15 protein-coding genes and 1 rRNA gene are annotated in these 14,987 nt (G+C 59.9%); 12 read left to right on the forward strand and 4 right to left on the reverse strand.

Annotated features, from left to right (window positions below):
* Positions 1–107, reverse strand: a 16S ribosomal RNA gene (locus ACQ4V8_RS10400); the annotation flags it as partial.
* A 465-nt stretch (positions 108–572) separates the two neighbouring features.
* On the opposite strand from ACQ4V8_RS10400, the gene ACQ4V8_RS10405 reads away from it, so the two are divergent.
* The 10 genes from ACQ4V8_RS10405 to ACQ4V8_RS10450 all read left to right on the forward strand — a co-directional run bounded on the left by ACQ4V8_RS10405 (position 573) and on the right by ACQ4V8_RS10450 (position 10,360).
* Positions 573–2,093 (forward strand): B12-binding domain-containing radical SAM protein, encoded by a 1,521-nt coding sequence (locus ACQ4V8_RS10405; protein WP_010401963.1) that lies wholly within the window; start codon positions 573–575, stop codon positions 2,091–2,093.
* A gap of 57 nt (positions 2,094–2,150) precedes the next feature.
* Positions 2,151–3,284 (forward strand): MlaE family ABC transporter permease, encoded by a 1,134-nt coding sequence (locus tag ACQ4V8_RS10410; RefSeq protein ID WP_436571415.1) that lies wholly within the window; start codon positions 2,151–2,153, stop codon positions 3,282–3,284.
* Positions 3,284–4,183, forward strand: a complete 900-nt coding sequence (locus ACQ4V8_RS10415) for an ABC transporter ATP-binding protein (RefSeq protein ID WP_010401975.1) — start codon at positions 3,284–3,286, stop codon at positions 4,181–4,183. Before ACQ4V8_RS10410 ends, ACQ4V8_RS10415 begins: the two co-directional genes overlap by 1 nt.
* Positions 4,183–5,142 carry an MlaD family protein gene (locus ACQ4V8_RS10420; RefSeq protein WP_010401977.1) on the forward strand — a complete coding sequence of 320 codons (960 nt, stop codon included), beginning with the start codon at positions 4,183–4,185 and terminating at the stop codon, positions 5,140–5,142. The genes ACQ4V8_RS10415 and ACQ4V8_RS10420 overlap by 1 nt, the downstream gene beginning before the upstream one ends.
* Before the next feature lie 12 nt (positions 5,143–5,154).
* A complete protein-coding gene (locus ACQ4V8_RS10425; protein ID WP_010401980.1) occupies positions 5,155–5,772 on the forward strand; it encodes an ABC-type transport auxiliary lipoprotein family protein in 618 nt (205 codons plus the stop codon).
* Positions 5,773–5,782: 10 nt separating this feature from the next.
* Positions 5,783–6,970, forward strand: a complete 1,188-nt coding sequence (locus tag ACQ4V8_RS10430; protein WP_010401981.1) for a VanZ family protein — start codon at positions 5,783–5,785, stop codon at positions 6,968–6,970.
* Between the two features lie 40 nt (positions 6,971–7,010).
* Positions 7,011–7,328, forward strand: coding sequence for a (2Fe-2S) ferredoxin domain-containing protein (locus tag ACQ4V8_RS10435; protein ID WP_029496727.1), 318 nt, complete (start codon positions 7,011–7,013; stop codon positions 7,326–7,328).
* A gap of 35 nt (positions 7,329–7,363) precedes the next feature.
* Positions 7,364–8,017: an alpha/beta hydrolase gene (locus ACQ4V8_RS10440; protein WP_043463045.1), complete on the forward strand. Its 654-nt coding sequence runs from the start codon at positions 7,364–7,366 to the stop codon at positions 8,015–8,017.
* Positions 8,018–8,127: 110 nt separating this feature from the next.
* The gene (locus ACQ4V8_RS10445; protein ID WP_010401984.1) at positions 8,128–9,273 is read left to right on the forward strand and encodes a D-alanyl-D-alanine carboxypeptidase family protein; all 1,146 of its coding nucleotides are present in this window, start codon (positions 8,128–8,130) and stop codon (positions 9,271–9,273) included.
* A gap of 160 nt (positions 9,274–9,433) precedes the next feature.
* Positions 9,434–10,360 (forward strand): aldo/keto reductase, encoded by a 927-nt coding sequence (locus ACQ4V8_RS10450; RefSeq protein ID WP_436571481.1) that lies wholly within the window; start codon positions 9,434–9,436, stop codon positions 10,358–10,360.
* 2 nt (positions 10,361–10,362) lie between these two features.
* Here the strand turns inward: ACQ4V8_RS10450 and pssA are convergent, their stop codons facing one another.
* Positions 10,363–11,157, reverse strand: a complete 795-nt coding sequence (gene pssA, locus ACQ4V8_RS10455; protein WP_261980836.1) for a CDP-diacylglycerol--serine O-phosphatidyltransferase — start codon at positions 11,155–11,157, stop codon at positions 10,363–10,365.
* A gap of 214 nt (positions 11,158–11,371) precedes the next feature.
* On the opposite strand from pssA, the gene ACQ4V8_RS10460 reads away from it, so the two are divergent.
* Both ACQ4V8_RS10460 and ACQ4V8_RS10465 read left to right on the forward strand, forming a co-directional pair.
* Entirely contained in the window at positions 11,372–12,322 is a 951-nt protein-coding gene (locus ACQ4V8_RS10460; protein ID WP_261980835.1) for a CAP domain-containing protein, read from the forward strand.
* A 108-nt stretch (positions 12,323–12,430) separates the two neighbouring features.
* Entirely contained in the window at positions 12,431–13,066 is a 636-nt protein-coding gene (locus ACQ4V8_RS10465) for an Hpt domain-containing protein (RefSeq protein ID WP_010401989.1), read from the forward strand.
* Between the two features lie 9 nt (positions 13,067–13,075).
* Here ACQ4V8_RS10465 and ACQ4V8_RS10470 read toward each other — a convergent pair whose 3' ends face one another.
* Entirely contained in the window at positions 13,076–13,252 is a 177-nt protein-coding gene (locus tag ACQ4V8_RS10470) for a hypothetical protein (protein WP_436571416.1), read from the reverse strand.
* Between the two features lie 288 nt (positions 13,253–13,540).
* Positions 13,541–14,920 (reverse strand): tRNA uridine-5-carboxymethylaminomethyl(34) synthesis GTPase MnmE, encoded by a 1,380-nt coding sequence (gene mnmE / locus ACQ4V8_RS10475; RefSeq protein ID WP_436571417.1) that lies wholly within the window; start codon positions 14,918–14,920, stop codon positions 13,541–13,543.
* Between the last annotated feature and the right edge of the window lie 67 nt (positions 14,921–14,987).

The following is a 14,987-nucleotide window of genomic DNA, read 5'->3' on the forward strand; positions in this document are numbered from 1 at the left end:
CCCGTTCGCCACTCGCCACCAGAGCAAGCTCCGTGCTGCCGTTCGACTTGCATGTGTAAGGCATGCCGCCAGCGTTCAATCTGAGCCAGGATCAAACTCTTCAGTTTAATCTCTGTTACTTTGCCGTTTTACCGGCACCATCATTGCTGATGGGTCGCTCACTCAAAAAACTGACAGGCCACTACTTTCGTAGCGCCTATTTCATTATTTCTTGTGAACATTTGATATTTTAAGTTTTACAGCGATCCGAAGATCACTGCTGCACTTACATCAAATGCCCACACTTATCGACTGTTAATTGTTAAAGAACTGTGATCGGTACTGCTTTCGCGCTATCGACAAAGCGTTGTGTTTGTCAGCTGCGAAGAAGAAAGAGTATGAAGCGTTTCGGCCATTTCGTCAACCTTCTTTTTTTACTACCCAGCCCCTGAAGGCTGTCCCTTTTGTGCCGCAAACTAGTGCGTCTCATCGGGGAGGCGAACTATAGCTAACTCTAGGCCGGGAAGCAAGCTTTATCCGGATAAATCATCGTTGCAGCGTAAAATGACTGTTTTCCCCGAATTACACCCGCCATGACCATCCTGCTCTCCACCTTGAACGCCCGCTATACCCACGCTTCGCTGGGCTTGCGCTATCTGCTGGCTAATATGGGGCCATTGCAGGCGCAAACGCGGCTGCAGGAATTCGTCATCGGCAGCAAGACAACGGAGCTGGTCGAACGCATCCTGACGAACAAGCCGCGCATCATCGGTTTTGGCGTATATATATGGAATGTCGAGGAGACGACGAAACTGGTGGCCATGCTCAAGCGCGTCGCGCCCGAGGTCATCATCGTGCTGGGTGGGCCAGAAGTGTCGCACGAGGCGGGCGAGCAGGAAATCGTCAAGCTGGCCGATTACCTGATCACGGGCTGGGGCGACGTCACCTTCCCCAAGCTATGCGGCGAGATCCTCAATGGCCCCAAGCCGCTGATGAAGATCCATGCTGGCGTACAAGCCCCTCTGGCGGAACTGCAACTGCCCTACTCTTTATATACGGACGACGATATACGGCACCGCACGATTTACGTGGAAGCGTCACGCGGCTGCCCGTTCAAATGCGAATTCTGTCTGTCGGCGCTGGATAAGACGGCCTGGCCCTTTGCCCTGGAGAACTTCCTGGCCGAGATGGAGTCCTTGCATGCGCGCGGTGCCCGCCTGTTTAAGTTCGTCGACCGCACCTTCAACCTGAATATCAAGACCAGCCTGAAGATCATGCAGTTCTTTCTGGACAAGATCGAGGCCAATCCGGACGATCCGATCTACGCCCACTTCGAGCTGGTGCCCGACCATCTGCCCGATGCCTTGAAAGAAGGCATCAGCAAGTTCCCGCCCGGTGCGCTGCAGTTCGAAATTGGCATCCAGAGTTTCAATCCGGACGTGCAATCGCTGGTTAGCCGCAAGCAAGATAATCAAAAGGCCGCCGATAACATTCGCTGGCTTTGCGAAGAATCAAACGCCCACTTGCACGTGGACTTGATCGCAGGCTTACCGGGCGAGGATGAAGCGAGCTTTGCGGCGGGCTTCAACAAGCTGGTGGCCTTGAAACCGCATGAAATCCAGTTCGGCATATTGAAGCGGCTGCGCGGCACGCCCATCATCCGCCATACGGAAAACTTTGGCATGGTGTTCGATCCGCACCCGCCCTACACCATCCTGGCGAATACACAGCTCGATTTCATGAGCATGCAGCGCTTGGTGCGCTTCTCCCGCTACTGGGACCTGGTCGCCAATTCGGGCCGCTTCGCCAATACGGTGCAATGGATGCTCGGCGATGCACCGTTTGAAAACTTCATGGACTTTTCGAACTGGCTGTACGCCCACACGGATGCCACCCACCGCATCGCCATGGAGCGCCTGGCCAAGCTGGTAGCGCAATGGCTGCAAACGCGCGGCATGAGCGCGCTTGAGGCCCACGCCCTGGTGGCAAGCGACTATGCGGGTGGCGCGCAAGCGGCCACGCAGGCCAAAACAAACGAAGTGAACACTAGCGGTGCCAAGGTGCGCCCGGACAGCGCCCTGCCACAGAGACAGGCGCGCCACCTGGCGTCCTGAGATGATGGCGATTGAACAGCGGTGGCGGTCTGCGCCATTCTCCCTTAAACTGGTGCGATGCCGACTGTACAATCGCCGAAACTGACCCTCTCCCAGACCAGCTCCCAACAGGGATCCCTTGTCACTGCCAGCGGCACTTGGCAAGTGCACGCGCTGGCGCATGACAATGCCATCAAGGCCATCGAAGCCCAGCTCAAGCCCTTGCAGGGCGATGCCAAGGTGCAATGGGACCTGTCGCAGATCGACAGCATTGACCATATCGGCGCCCAGCTGTTCTGGAACGCCTGGGACAAGCAGCGCCCAGCGCAGCTGACCCTGGCGCCTTCGCTGGAAGAGTTTTTCCGGCGCATAGAAGAAACGGGCCCCCTGGAAACGCCGTCCTCGCGCGCCAACCGCCTCACGCCCGTGATGAAGCTGGGCATGACCATGCTGCTGTTTTTCGAACATTTGAAGGGTTTTATTGCCCTGGTGGGCCAGGTGACGCAAGATATCGGCCGCTTTGCGCGCCATCCCATGCGCGGACCATGGCGTGAAATTTCCGCCAATATATTCCATGCGGGCTTCCAGGCGCTGGGTATCACGGCGCTCGTGGGTTTTCTGATCGGCGTGGTGCTATCCTATCTATCGGCACAGCAGCTGCGCGCCTTTGGCGGCGATATTTATCTGGTCAACCTGCTAGGCATGAGCGTCATCCGCGAACTGGGGCCGTTATTGGCGGCCATTCTCGTCGCTGGCCGCTCGGGTTCGTCGATCACCGCGCAACTGGGCGTCATGCGCGTCACGGAAGAGCTCGACGCCATACTGGTGATGGGCATTTCGCACGGTTTCCGCCTGATCATGCCGAAAGTACTGGCCCTGGCCATTTCCATGCCCCTGCTTGTCATCTGGACGGATACGGCCGCGCTGATCGGCGGCATGGTAGCGGCCAAGGTGGAATTGAACTTGTCGGCGCGCTACTTCATCCAAAAGCTGCCTGATGCCGTACCGCTGGCCAACTACATGATCGGCCTGGGCAAAGGCGTTATCTTCGGCATGCTGATCGCTCTCGTCTCTTGCCACTTCGGCCTGCGCATCAAGGCCAATACGGAAAGCCTGGGGCACGGCACCACCACCGCCGTCGTCACGGCTATTACCGTGGTGATCCTGGCCGATGCCGTGTTTGCCATCGTCTTCAATGGAGTAGGATATTGATGACTCACAACGATATCGCTGGCAAGGTGCGCGAGGGCAACGAGGGCCGCTTCAACCTGCATGGCAGCGCACCCGTGGTGGAAATCACCAACTTGTGGACCAAGTTCGGCCGCACCGTCGTGCACCAGGACTTGAACCTGGAAATCGAACGGGGCGAAATCCTCTCCATCGTGGGCGGCTCCGGCACGGGCAAGACGGTACTGCTGCGCCAGATGCTGGGCCTGGAACATCCGGCGCGGGGCTGCGTCAAAGTATTTGGCGAAGATATTAACAAGGCCAGCTCGGACCAGTTGCAGCAATTGCGTAACCACTGGGGCATGCTGTTCCAGCAAGGCGCGCTGTATTCGGCCCTGACCGTGTTCGACAATGTGGCACAGCCGATGCGCGAACTGCGCGTGCTGCCTGAAGCACTCATACGCGACGCGGTGCTGTTAAAGATGAACATGGTGGGACTGGGTCCGGAGCATGCGCTGAAAATGCCGTCTGACTTGTCGGGTGGCATGATCAAGCGCGTGGCGCTGGCGCGCGCATTGGCGCTGGAACCAAAACTGCTGTTCCTGGACGAACCGACGGCCGGCCTGGACCCGGACTTGTCGGAAAGCTTTGTCTCTTTGATCCAGTCGCTGCACCGCGAACTGGGCTTGACGGTGGTGATGGTCACGCATGACCTCGACACCTTGTTCGCCCTGTCCACGCGTATCGCCGTGCTGGCTGAAAAACACGTGATCGCCCTCGGCCCCACGCGCGAAGTGATCGAAGTGGACCACCGCTTCATCAAGCAATTTTTCCTCGGCGACCGCGGCAAGCGCGCGCTGGCCGTCCTGGACGAAAAACAGGCGGCAGCAAAGGCCGCACAGCCAGGCGACGACGCCGGCACAGACAAGAAAGCGGAGAAGTAATGGAAAACAGATCACATGCCCTGATGACGGGATTTTTTACCCTCACCCTGCTGGTGGCCGCCGTTTTGTTCGGCGTCTGGTTCAACCGCGACCGAGTGGAACGGGTCCCGTACTTGCTGGCCACCACCCTGTCCGTACCGGGCCTCAATCCACAGGCCACCGTGCGCTACCGGGGCCTGGAAGTGGGCAAGGTCGACGGCATCGATTTCGACACGCAAAAGGCGGGGCAAATCCTCGTGCACATCAGCGTCGCGCCCGACACGCCCATCACCAACACCACCTTTGCCACCCTGGGCTACCAGGGCGTAACGGGCATTGCCTATATCCAGCTCGACGATGAACATGTGGGCTCGACACTACTGGGCACCAGCAAGGACAAGCCGACACTGATTCCCCTGCGTGCCGGCTTGCTCGACCAGCTGGAAAAGCGCGGCAAGCGCATCCTCGACCAGGCCGAGCAGATCACCAACAAGGTCAACAATCTGCTCAGTTCCGACAACCAGGCGGCCATGCTGGGCGCCTTCAATGAAGTGGGTAAGGCGGCCAAGGCCTTTGGCGCCATTCCGCAGCAACTGGCGCCAACCTTGACGCAATTGCCGCAACTGACGGAACAAACGCGACAAACCTTGACAGCCGTCAGTACGGCCAGCAAGAACGTATCGGACTTGACGGCCACCTGGAAAAAACTCGGTAACGACATCCAAGCGCCAGGCGGCGTGCTGGAGAAGGTGAATGGCACGGTCGAACGGGTCGGCCATTCGGTGGAAACGGTGGCCAATGGCGTATCGCTGGAAGTGCTGCCGCAGGTCATCGAACTGAGTGGCGAGGCGCGCTCCTCGATGCGCGCACTGAAAACGACCATGAGCACGCTCAATGAACAGCCGCAGAGCATCTTGTTCGGCGCCCCAGACATCCCGCCCGGCCCGGGCGAGCCCGGTTTTTCGGCGCCGGGCAAATAAGGAGAACCCACCATGCAACTTTCACGCAACGTCACCGTGCTGGCCCTGGCCGGCACTTTCCTGCTGGGCGGCTGCGCCAGCCGCGCCCCCGTTCCCACGTTTTATGATTTCGGCCCAGCCGCGCCGCAAGCAGCGGCGGCACAAGCGGCCGCACCAGGCGTGCCCGTGCTGGTCATGGCCGACGCCACCGGCCCTTCCTGGCTGGACAGCCAGCGCATGTATTACCGATTACTGTACGCCGATGCACAGCAATCGCGTCCGTACGCCTACAACCGCTGGAACACGCCGCCGCTGCAACTATTAAGCCAGCGCCTGAAAACCCGCTTAGCGCAGAGCGGCGTGAAAGTGCTGTCGACCACGGACGCGGCCGCCGGCATGCCCCTGCTGCGCATCGACGTCGACGATTTTTCGCAAAACTTCGATACGCAAACGCGCAGCAGCGGCCACGTCTCGCTGCGCATCTCGCTGTTCCGCGGGCACCGCCTGATCGACCAGAAAACCTTCAGCCGCAGCAGCCCGGCCAACAGCGCCGATGCGCAAGGCGGCGCGCAGGCACTGGCGGCGGCCTCGGACGCCATCGCCGCCGACCTGCTGTCCTGGCTGGGCACGCTGACCATCGCGAAAGAATGACCGCTACAGAATGAGCGCATCCGCAGCCCCTGCCAGCTCGCCAGCGCCACTGCCGCCCGCACGCTCGTCGCCCGTATCGCGCGCGACCCTGCTCGCCTACGTCTTTCTGATCGTGTACGCCAGTTGGTTCCCGTTCACGGGCTGGCACAGCAATGGCTTGTCGCCGCTGACTTTCCTGGAAAACACGCACATGCCCCGCTACTGGACCGGCTTTGACGTGGGCATCAACGTCGTCGGCTACGTCCCGCTGGGCGCGCTGATCGTGTATTCGCTGTTTCCAAGAATGACTGGTTTCTTTGCCATCGTGATCGCCAGCCTGTGCGGCGTCCTTATTTCCGGCGGCATGGAAGCGGTGCAAACCTACCTGCCCAGCCGCGTGTCATCGAATCTCGACTTTTATACCAATTCGGCTGGCTGCTTCATTGGCGCCATCATCGGTGCCTTGACGGCGCGCAAGCTGCTCGACCATAGCCATCTGTACCGCTTGCGCCAGCGCTGGTTTGCCCAGCACGCCAGCCAGGGCCTGGTACTCGTGGCTCTGTGGCCGCTGGCGCAAATTTATCCGCAAGGTTATCTGTTCGGCCTGGGCCAGCTGCTGCCCATCCTGTCGGACTGGCTTTCCAGCCTGATGGACATGGACATCGACCTGGCGTCCTACCTGCGCCCCGATACAATATTGACTGTAGAGCAATATTGGCTATCGGAAACCATCATCACGGCTTGCGGCATGACGGGCGCTGTGCTCACCTTGCTGTGCCTGCTACGCCGCGCCGCGCCGCGTGCCGTGCTGATGCTGAGCCTGATCGCCGCCGCATTGATCGTACGTTCGATGGCCAGCGCGCTGCTGTTTTCGCCGGAAAACGCTTTCGTCTGGATCACGCCGGGCGCCCAGGGCGGCTTTTTGATCGGCCTGATCATGCTCGGCGGCCTGGCATTCGCACCCCACGTGGCACAGCGCCGTATTGCGGCCGCCACCTTGCTGCTGAGCCTAGTGATGGTGAATACAACGCCGATCAACCCGTATTTCATGTCTACCTTGCAAGGCTGGGTACAAGGTAAGTTTCTCAACTTCAATGGCGCGGCGCAATTCCTGGCCTTGCTATGGCCTTTCATGGCCCTGTGGTTCCTGTGCCTGCCCTCGCACCGCCTGAACCGGCAGGACGATGCGCAACGCCAGCGTCGCGAAGACCCCCTATAAGCGCTATCATGGCGCATTCATGAATCAGCAGGAGCATAGTATGAGCGACGCACCGTATTTTGAACGCCACGTTTTTTTCTGCATGAATAAACGTGAAGACGGCCGCAACAGTTGCGGCGACCATGGCGCGGAAGCGGCGCAAAAGCATTGCAAGCGCCGCATCAAGGAACTCGACATGAATGGCGCAGGCAAGATCCGCATCAACCAGGCCGGCTGCCTGGACCGCTGCGAAGAAGGCCCGCTGCTGGTCATCTATCCGGAAGCAACCTGGTACACCTATGTCGACACCAGCGATATCGATGAAATCATCGATACGCACCTGGTGGGTGGCAAGGTCGTCGAACGCCTGAAGATTTAATACCAATTTAAGACAATGCCACCAGTATGAGCATCATGAACAGAAACTCGGAAAAATTTACCCTGGCCGGCCATGCGGGCAGCATGCAAGGTTTGCTTGATTTCCCTGCAGACACCCCGCGCGGCATCGCCCTCGTTGCCCACCCGCATCCGCTGTATGGCGGCACAATGGATAACAAGGTCACGCAAACCCTGGCGCGCGCCTTTGTCGCCCTCGGTTACGTCGTGGCGCGCATCAATTTCCGCGGTGTCGGTGCTTCCGAAGGCGTACACGACCATGGCGTGGGCGAAACGGACGATATGCAATTGCTGTACGAACACATGCGCAGCCTGTATCCGGGCTTGCCCGTGGCCTTGTCCGGTTTCTCGTTCGGCACCTTCGTGCAATCGAAACTGCAGGAACGCCTGGCCGCCGCCGGCACGCCCGTCGAGCGCCTGGCGCTGATCGGCAGTGCGGCTGGCAAGTGGGCTATGGCCGAGATTCCGGCCGACACGATTTTGATCCATGGCGAACTGGACGACACGATTCCCCTGTCTGCCGTCTTCGACTGGGCCCGTCCACAGGACATTCCCGTAATCGTGATCCCCGGCGCCGACCACTTTTTCCACCGCAAGCTCAATCACATCAAGAACCTCGTGATTGCCCTGTGGCATGGTGACAAATCCGCCATCGCAGCAGATGATCATTGAAGTGTGGGCTTACTACCGTCTCCACGGCTATAATTGATCCGTTTTTTCCACGTGGCCATGTTAATAACAACATGGCCCCCAGCCTTCATCTTTTTCGCAGACCAGCCTCCATGAAAAAACTTTTAGCGGCACTGGCCTCCAGTGTACTTTTCCTATCCGCCGCCTACGCCCAGAGCGTTCCAGCTCCGACCATCGCCGCCAAGTCCTGGTTGCTGCTCGACGCCACCAGTGGCCAGATCATTGCTTCGCAAGATCCGGGCGCGCGCATCGAGCCAGCATCGTTGACCAAGATCATGACCGCTTACCTGACCTTCGCCGCCATCCGCGAAAAGAAACTGGCGCTGGACCAAAAAGTGAATGTTTCCGTGCGCGCCTGGAAAGTCGACTCGAGCAGCTCGAAGATGTTCATCGACCCGGCCACTCCTGTGTCGATCGACGACTTGCTGCATGGCCTGATGATTCAATCGGGTAACGATGCCGCCGTGGCACTGGCTGAAGCCGTTGCCGGCGATGAAAGCACCTTCGTCGTGCTGATGAACCGTGAAGCCCAGCGCATGGGCCTGAAAAATACGCGTTTTGCCAATCCGCATGGCTTGCCTAGCCCCGATAACTATTCCACGGCGCAAGACTTGTCCGTCCTGGCCCAGCGCGTGATCGCCGACTATCCGGAATTCTACAAGATCGATTCGGTTAAAAGTTTCACGTATAACAAGATCACCCAGCCTAACCGCAACCGCCTGCTGTGGCTGGACCCGACCGTGGACGGCATGAAGACCGGTCACACGGAAGCGGCGGGCTATTGCATGATCGCTTCGGCCCGCCGTCCAGGTGGCACCGGCGAGCGCCGTCTGATCTCCGTCGTGCTGGGCACTTCGTCGGACCAGGCGCGTACGCAGGAGAGCCAGAAGCTGCTGAACTGGGGCTTCCAGAACTTCGATACGGTCAAGCTGTACTCGAAAGGCCAGGCGGTGGCCACGCCGGAAGTGTGGAAAGGCTCGAAAGGCACCGTGAAAATCGGTTTTGCGCGCGATGTGCTCGTCACCGTGCCAAAAGGCATGGCTGCCAAAATGAAGCCGGTGCTGGAACGCAAGGACCCGCTGGTCGCGCCACTGGCTGAAAACGCCTCGGTCGGCAAACTGAAAATGATGGTGGACGACAAGGTTCTGCTGGAACTGCCTGTCGTGGCGTTGGAAACCATCAACCAGGCCACCATTTTTGGTCGCGCCTGGGATTCGATGCGCCTGTGGATGAAATAAGCACTGAGAAGCACTGAGCATCCCCCTAAAAAATGCCCGCAGACACTGCGGGCATTTTTTTCGTCTTGCGCCGCGTCCAATGACTTCAGCGCAGCATGCTATAGATTAGCTGGCTATAATCGTGGCAAGTCCCTCCACGCCACCATCAGAAAGCCAGCCCATGAGCCATGAGTTTCCCGCCAGCCTGCAAGCACCGCGCAGCCGTTTAAGCCACAACGGTCCCGAACTGTCGCGCATCGTCGCCGGCATGTGGCGCATCGGCGAATGGAATATGTCGGCGCAGCAGCGCCTGGCCTTCATCGAGCAATGCCTGGCGTTGGGCGTATCGAGTTTCGACCATGCCGATATCTATGGCGACTACAGCGCCGAAGGCTTGTTTGGGGAAGCGCTGGCCCTGCAGCCAGGCTTGCGCGACAAGATGGAACTGGTCAGCAAGTGCGGCATCAAGCTGCTCTCACCGCACCGTCCCGGTCATGCCATCCAGCATTACGACACGAGCGCGGCGCACATCACCAGTTCCGTGGAACACACCTTGCGCCAACTGCACACGGACCGTCTGGATTTGCTGCTGATCCACCGCCCCGATCCGTTGATGGATTTCGACGCGATCGCCGCGACGTTTACCCAGCTACAACAAGCGGGCAAGGTCCTGCACTTTGGCGTGTCGAACTTTAGCCGCCACCAGTTCGAGTGCCTGCACCGACGTTTCCCGCTCGTGACGAACCAGGTAGAATTTTCGCCGTTGCACGTGGCGCCCCTGTTCGACGAAACTTTCGACGGCTTGCAGGATGTGGGGGTGGCGCCGATGATCTGGTCGCCGCTGGCCGGTGGCCGGCTGTTCCAGGGTGGCGATGCGAATGTGGAAAACTTGCGCAATGTCATCAAGCAGATCGCCGACCAGCTGCAGCGCCCGTTTGCCAGCGTGGTGTTTGCCTGGATCATGCAACTACCATGCCGCCCCCTGCCGTTGACAGGCTCGGGCCGCATCGAGGCCTTGGGCGTAGCCGTGGAAGGCACGCAATTTTCGCTCAGCCGCAGCGACTGGTTCGCCATCCTGCGCGCCGCGCGCGGGCACGAGGTGGCTTGAGATTAATCGATTTCATCAGCGTCATTAAAGACTTGCGGCAACGCAATGCCGCGCCAGCCCAGATACCAAGCCAGGTTCAGCGCCAGGGTGGCGGCGATATAGACGGCGAAGAATAGCGCAAAGAAGCTGGTCTTGAGCCACACCAGCAGCGCGATGGCCACGATGAGCAGCAGCAGCGCAGCCAGGCTTTTCTTTTGCTTGGAGCTGGGGAAGCGCAAGGTCGACACCATCAGGCTACCCACGCCCACCAGCAGCAGCATCAGCAGGTAGCTATGCAGCATGGAATCGATCGGTGCCGGCCAGGCCACCACCACGGCCGCCACGCAGGCGGCACCGGCAGTGATCGGCATGCCGACAAAATACAGGGGATCGGTACGCCCGACATTCACATTGAAGCGCGCTAGGCGCATGGCGCCGCAGGCGACAAAGAAGAAGCTGGCCATGCCGCCAAAACGCAGCAGCAGCGGGTCGTGCACCCCCATTTGCACAAAGCCATAGCAGTATAACAACACGGCTGGGGCGCAGCCGAAATTCATCACGTCGGCGATGGAATCGAGCTGCACGCCGAACTGCGAACTGGTGTTCGTCAGGCGCGCCACATAGCCGTCGAGCGCATCGAACACCCCGGCGAGCACCAGCAGCGCCGCAGCCAGGCGATAGGCATCCGCGTCGCCCACTGCGGCGTTATCGACGGAAATGACGATGCTGGCAAAACCGCAGGCTATCGACAGCAAAGTTACCAGGCTGGGTAAGGCGTATTTGGCGCGCTGCAGGCGCGACTTGGGCAATGTGTTCAAATTATGGGCAATCTAAGTAGCGGATATAAGGCAATGCAGCGGCAAAAGCTGCGCTGAGCGCATTCTACCCTGCGCATACGCAGCAATATCTGCGCACGAGCACACGACATATCTTTTCATGGATGCTCTACGCCAGATCAAAATGCCTTAGAATCGTTTCACAGAGTAGCACGCTGGTCCCCATTGCAGTCCGCTGATCCATACAGGAGTCAACTTGATTGTCTCGTCACTACCTTGTAAATACTGGCTAACCGCCCTGCTGAGCGCGGCCCTGTTGAGTGCTTGCGGCGGCGGCGATAGCGGCGGGAATACCTCGCCGAGCACAGCGACCCCGGCTGGACAGCTGCTACAGGAGCCGGGCGCTCCCGTGTTCAGCAACAATATTGCCACCGATGGCTTCAACTGGTTCAACTTCCGGCGCAGCCAGATCGGCCTGTCGCCACTGGTGCGCAATGGCTTGATCGACAGCGCGGCCCTGGGCCATTCGAATTATCTCAATATCAACAGCACGGTGGCGCACGAACAGTTACTGGACAAACCTGGCTTTACTGGCGTCAAACTGGGCAACCGCCTGGCCAAGGCCGGCTATGTCCTGGCGTCGCTGCAGGGCGAAGTCATCGCTGGCGCGAGCAACACCTCCGGCTTCTACCTGGCCGAAGAGCTGGTCACCGCCATCTATCACCGCTTCGTCATTTTCGAGCCGCTCTTCAAAGAAGGTGGCGCGGGTGCGGCCGTCAATGCTGCCGGCTACGCGTATTTCACCAGCGACCTGGCAAGCAACCGCAGCTATGGCCCCGGGCTGGCAGCCGCGCAAATCGTCACCTATCCATTTGGCGGACAGCAAAGGGTAGCCGTCAGCTTCTCCAGCGATAGCGAGGCGCCCGATCCCGTGCCGAACCAGGATGTCGTCGGCTACCCGATCAGCGTGCATGCCAACTACGGCACCAGCGTCGACGTGACGGCGTTCAGCGTGCGCCAGCGCGGCGCCGGCACGGACCTGGCGGTGCGCCTGCTCGCCAGCGGCAGCGATGCGCACACGCCGATCTCGGCCGCAGCCATCGTTCCACTGGCGCCGCTGAGCGCGAACACCAGCTATGACGTGCGTTTCATCGGCAAGATCAATGGCGCGGACATCGCGACCAACTGGTCATTCAGCACGCGCTAGCCTGGCATCGCATGGCTGGCGGGCGCGCTGTTGAGGACGCCAGGATGTAAAATGGCGCTTCGTGCTTTACTGACATTGACAAGTTTTTGGGCTCTCTGCACACCAGGCATGCTGAAACCACACACCACTTGCGATGATGATGCCGCCTTAGCGGCATCCGACATGGTCCGTATTCTCGACGTCGAGAACGGACTAGACCGCATCATGGGCGACCGCATCCTGTACCTGAAAATCCTGCGCCGCTTCCTGCATGACCACGGCACCACGCCGTGCCAAATCCGCGTCGAATTCGACGCCGGCAACTATGCCAGCGCGCGCCTGAAAGCGCATACCCTGAAAGGCGCCGCCGGCATGATCGGTGCGCACCACGTGCACAGCCTGTCGGCAACCCTGGAATCGGCGCTGCGTGCTCAGGCGCCCGACCTGGCCCGACAGATGCTGCAACTGGAACTGGCGCAGGATCAATTACTCGGTGCGGTGAGCAGCATGTTGGGCACGCCGGAAGCGAGCCATACGGCGGCGCAAGACGTCGCGCCCGATCCTGCCGCACCAGCCATCCAGTTGCTACTGGCACGCCTTGCCAGCCATCTGCGCGAAGGCGATGGCGCGGCTATCGACATCCTGGAAAACTCAGCCAGCCTGCTGGCCGCCAGCCTGGGCGTGCAGGCGTACCAGGAGGTGGCGAGCGCTGCATATGAGTTCAACTTCGACGGTGCTCTCGCGGCGCTGCTGCGGCGCCGCTAAATAGCAAAATCAACGATGGTATTGCGCCTCTTCCGCGTAAGCCAGACCGCAACTCTTGCCGCAAAAGCGGCGCACGGCGTCGAGCGGCTTGTCGCAATACCAGCACGCGCCTTTTGGCGGCAAGCTGGCGATCAATTCCGGCATGGCGGGCAATGGCCGCGCCAGCACCCCATATTCGCCCTGCACGACGTCCGGCTGTTTGCTGTCTATGGCGCTTCCTTTCCTTGCGGCACTTTAAGGCCGCTCAGCAAGGTTACGTCAGCGCAGTTTGAGGCCCATGACATTTCTCAAAGGCGTAGATGCTAAGCTGGCTTTCGCTAGCTGCGCACCGCATCCTTAGCCTGTTCATCGATGATTTTCTGCGGCCATGGCTATCGGGCATACTTGCTCGACAAGCACTGCCATCGCCGCCGTGCCTGGGGCAAAGAGCTTGGCACGCCGGCGAGCGAGATGTTCATCGACATGACGCTTCTTCTATTTGCCTATGCAAAAGCGGCTGAAGATCACGCCCAGCAAATCGTCAGGCGAAAACTCGCCCGTGATGCTCGACAATTGCACCTGTGCCAGGCGCAATTCTTCGGCAAACAGGTCCAGCGACTGGTCATCCTGCGCCGCGTGCGCGGCAGCGATGTTCAAGTGCTTGCCGGCCGACTTGAGCGCGATCAAATGGCGTTCGCGCGCCAGGTAGAGCGATTCACCCGTCTGCTGCCAGCCAGCGATGCGTAGCAGCTCGGCGCGCAGCAAGTCGATGCCGATGTGTTCATGCGCCGACAGATACACGTGCGTGGCATCGGCCAAAGTATCCACGCTGGGCTTATGGCCGGACAGGTCAATCTTGTTCCACACGCGCACCACCGGCACGCCTTCGGGGAAGGCGGCGACGATGGTTTCATCTGCCTGCGTGGGACCATGATCTGCATCCAGCAGGTGCAAGATGACGTCGGCCTTGCCGATCTCGCCCCAGGTGCGTTCGATGCCGATACGCTCGACGGCATCGATAGTGTCGCCGGCACTGCGGATGCCGGCCGTGTCGATGATGTTGAGCGGAATACCTTCGATCTGAATGGTTTCGCTGACCTTGTCGCGCGTGGTGCCGGCGATCGGCGTCACAATCGCCACGTCGGCGCCGGCCAGCGCGTTCAGCAACGACGACTTGCCCACGTTGGGCTGGCCGGCCAACACGACATTGAGGCCTTCGCGCAGCAGCGCGCCCTGCGCCGCTTGCGCAAACACTTTATTGAGCGCTGCGATGACAGCCTTCAATTGACCGCGCGCATTCGATTTCTCCAGGAAATCGATCTCTTCTTCCGGGAAGTCCAGGGTCGCCTCGACCAGCATGCGCAAACCCGTCACCTGCTCCACCAGCGCGTGGATGGTGTTGGAAAACGCGCCCGACAGCGATTGCGAGGCAGACTTGGCGGCCGCCTCCGTGGAAGCATCGATCAAGTCGGCTACGGCTTCGGCTTGCGCCAGATCAAGCTTGTCATTCAAAAAGGCACGGCGCGTGAATTCGCCCGGTTCGGCCAGGCGCAAGCCGCTATCCTTGCCCGCCTCCAGCACGCGCGCCAGCAGCAGTTGCAACACGATAGGGCCGCCATGGCCCTGCAATTCCAGCACGTCTTCGCCCGTGTACGAATGCGGGCCTTTGAAGTGGATGGCGATGCCCTGATCGATGATGCTGCCATCAGTTTCCGTAAATGGCAGATAGGTGGCATGGCGCGCTTTCAACTGCTGCGCGCCGAACAGGGCCGTCATTAAGGGAGCGAGGTTTTTGCCGGAGGCGCGTACCACGCCGATGCCGCCGCGTCCGGGGGCGGTGGCGATGGCGGCGATAGGGGAAGAGTCGAGTTTCATGGGGATATTGTAGATTATTCGGGGAAGCTGTACGCAAAGGAATAATGGCGAAGCGACGACGCTTGTG

It is taken from the genome of Janthinobacterium paucivorans (assembly GCF_051380805.1).
Taxonomy (GTDB): Bacteria; Pseudomonadota; Gammaproteobacteria; order Burkholderiales; family Burkholderiaceae_D; genus Janthinobacterium; species Janthinobacterium lividum_D.

What these genes read in the sequence shown, in the direction of transcription:
- ACQ4V8_RS10405 (WP_010401963.1), top strand. Translation starts at nt 573, where the DNA reads ATGACCATCCTGCTCTCCACCTTGAACGCCCGCTATACCCACGCTTCG.
- ACQ4V8_RS10410 (WP_436571415.1), top strand. Translation starts at nt 2,151, where the DNA reads ATGCCGACTGTACAATCGCCGAAACTGACCCTCTCCCAGACCAGCTCC.
- ACQ4V8_RS10415 (WP_010401975.1), top strand. Translation starts at nt 3,284, where the DNA reads ATGACTCACAACGATATCGCTGGCAAGGTGCGCGAGGGCAACGAGGGC.
- ACQ4V8_RS10420 (WP_010401977.1), top strand. Translation starts at nt 4,183, where the DNA reads ATGGAAAACAGATCACATGCCCTGATGACGGGATTTTTTACCCTCACC.
- ACQ4V8_RS10425 (WP_010401980.1), top strand. Translation starts at nt 5,155, where the DNA reads ATGCAACTTTCACGCAACGTCACCGTGCTGGCCCTGGCCGGCACTTTC.
- ACQ4V8_RS10430 (WP_010401981.1), top strand. Translation starts at nt 5,783, where the DNA reads ATGAGCGCATCCGCAGCCCCTGCCAGCTCGCCAGCGCCACTGCCGCCC.
- ACQ4V8_RS10435 (WP_029496727.1), top strand. Translation starts at nt 7,011, where the DNA reads ATGAGCGACGCACCGTATTTTGAACGCCACGTTTTTTTCTGCATGAAT.
- ACQ4V8_RS10440 (WP_043463045.1), top strand. Translation starts at nt 7,364, where the DNA reads ATGAACAGAAACTCGGAAAAATTTACCCTGGCCGGCCATGCGGGCAGC.
- ACQ4V8_RS10445 (WP_010401984.1), top strand. Translation starts at nt 8,128, where the DNA reads ATGAAAAAACTTTTAGCGGCACTGGCCTCCAGTGTACTTTTCCTATCC.
- ACQ4V8_RS10450 (WP_436571481.1), top strand. Translation starts at nt 9,434, where the DNA reads ATGAGCCATGAGTTTCCCGCCAGCCTGCAAGCACCGCGCAGCCGTTTA.
- ACQ4V8_RS10465 (WP_010401989.1), top strand. Translation starts at nt 12,431, where the DNA reads ATGCTGAAACCACACACCACTTGCGATGATGATGCCGCCTTAGCGGCA.
- mnmE (WP_436571417.1), bottom strand. Translation starts at nt 14,920, where the DNA reads ATGAAACTCGACTCTTCCCCTATCGCCGCCATCGCCACCGCCCCCGGA.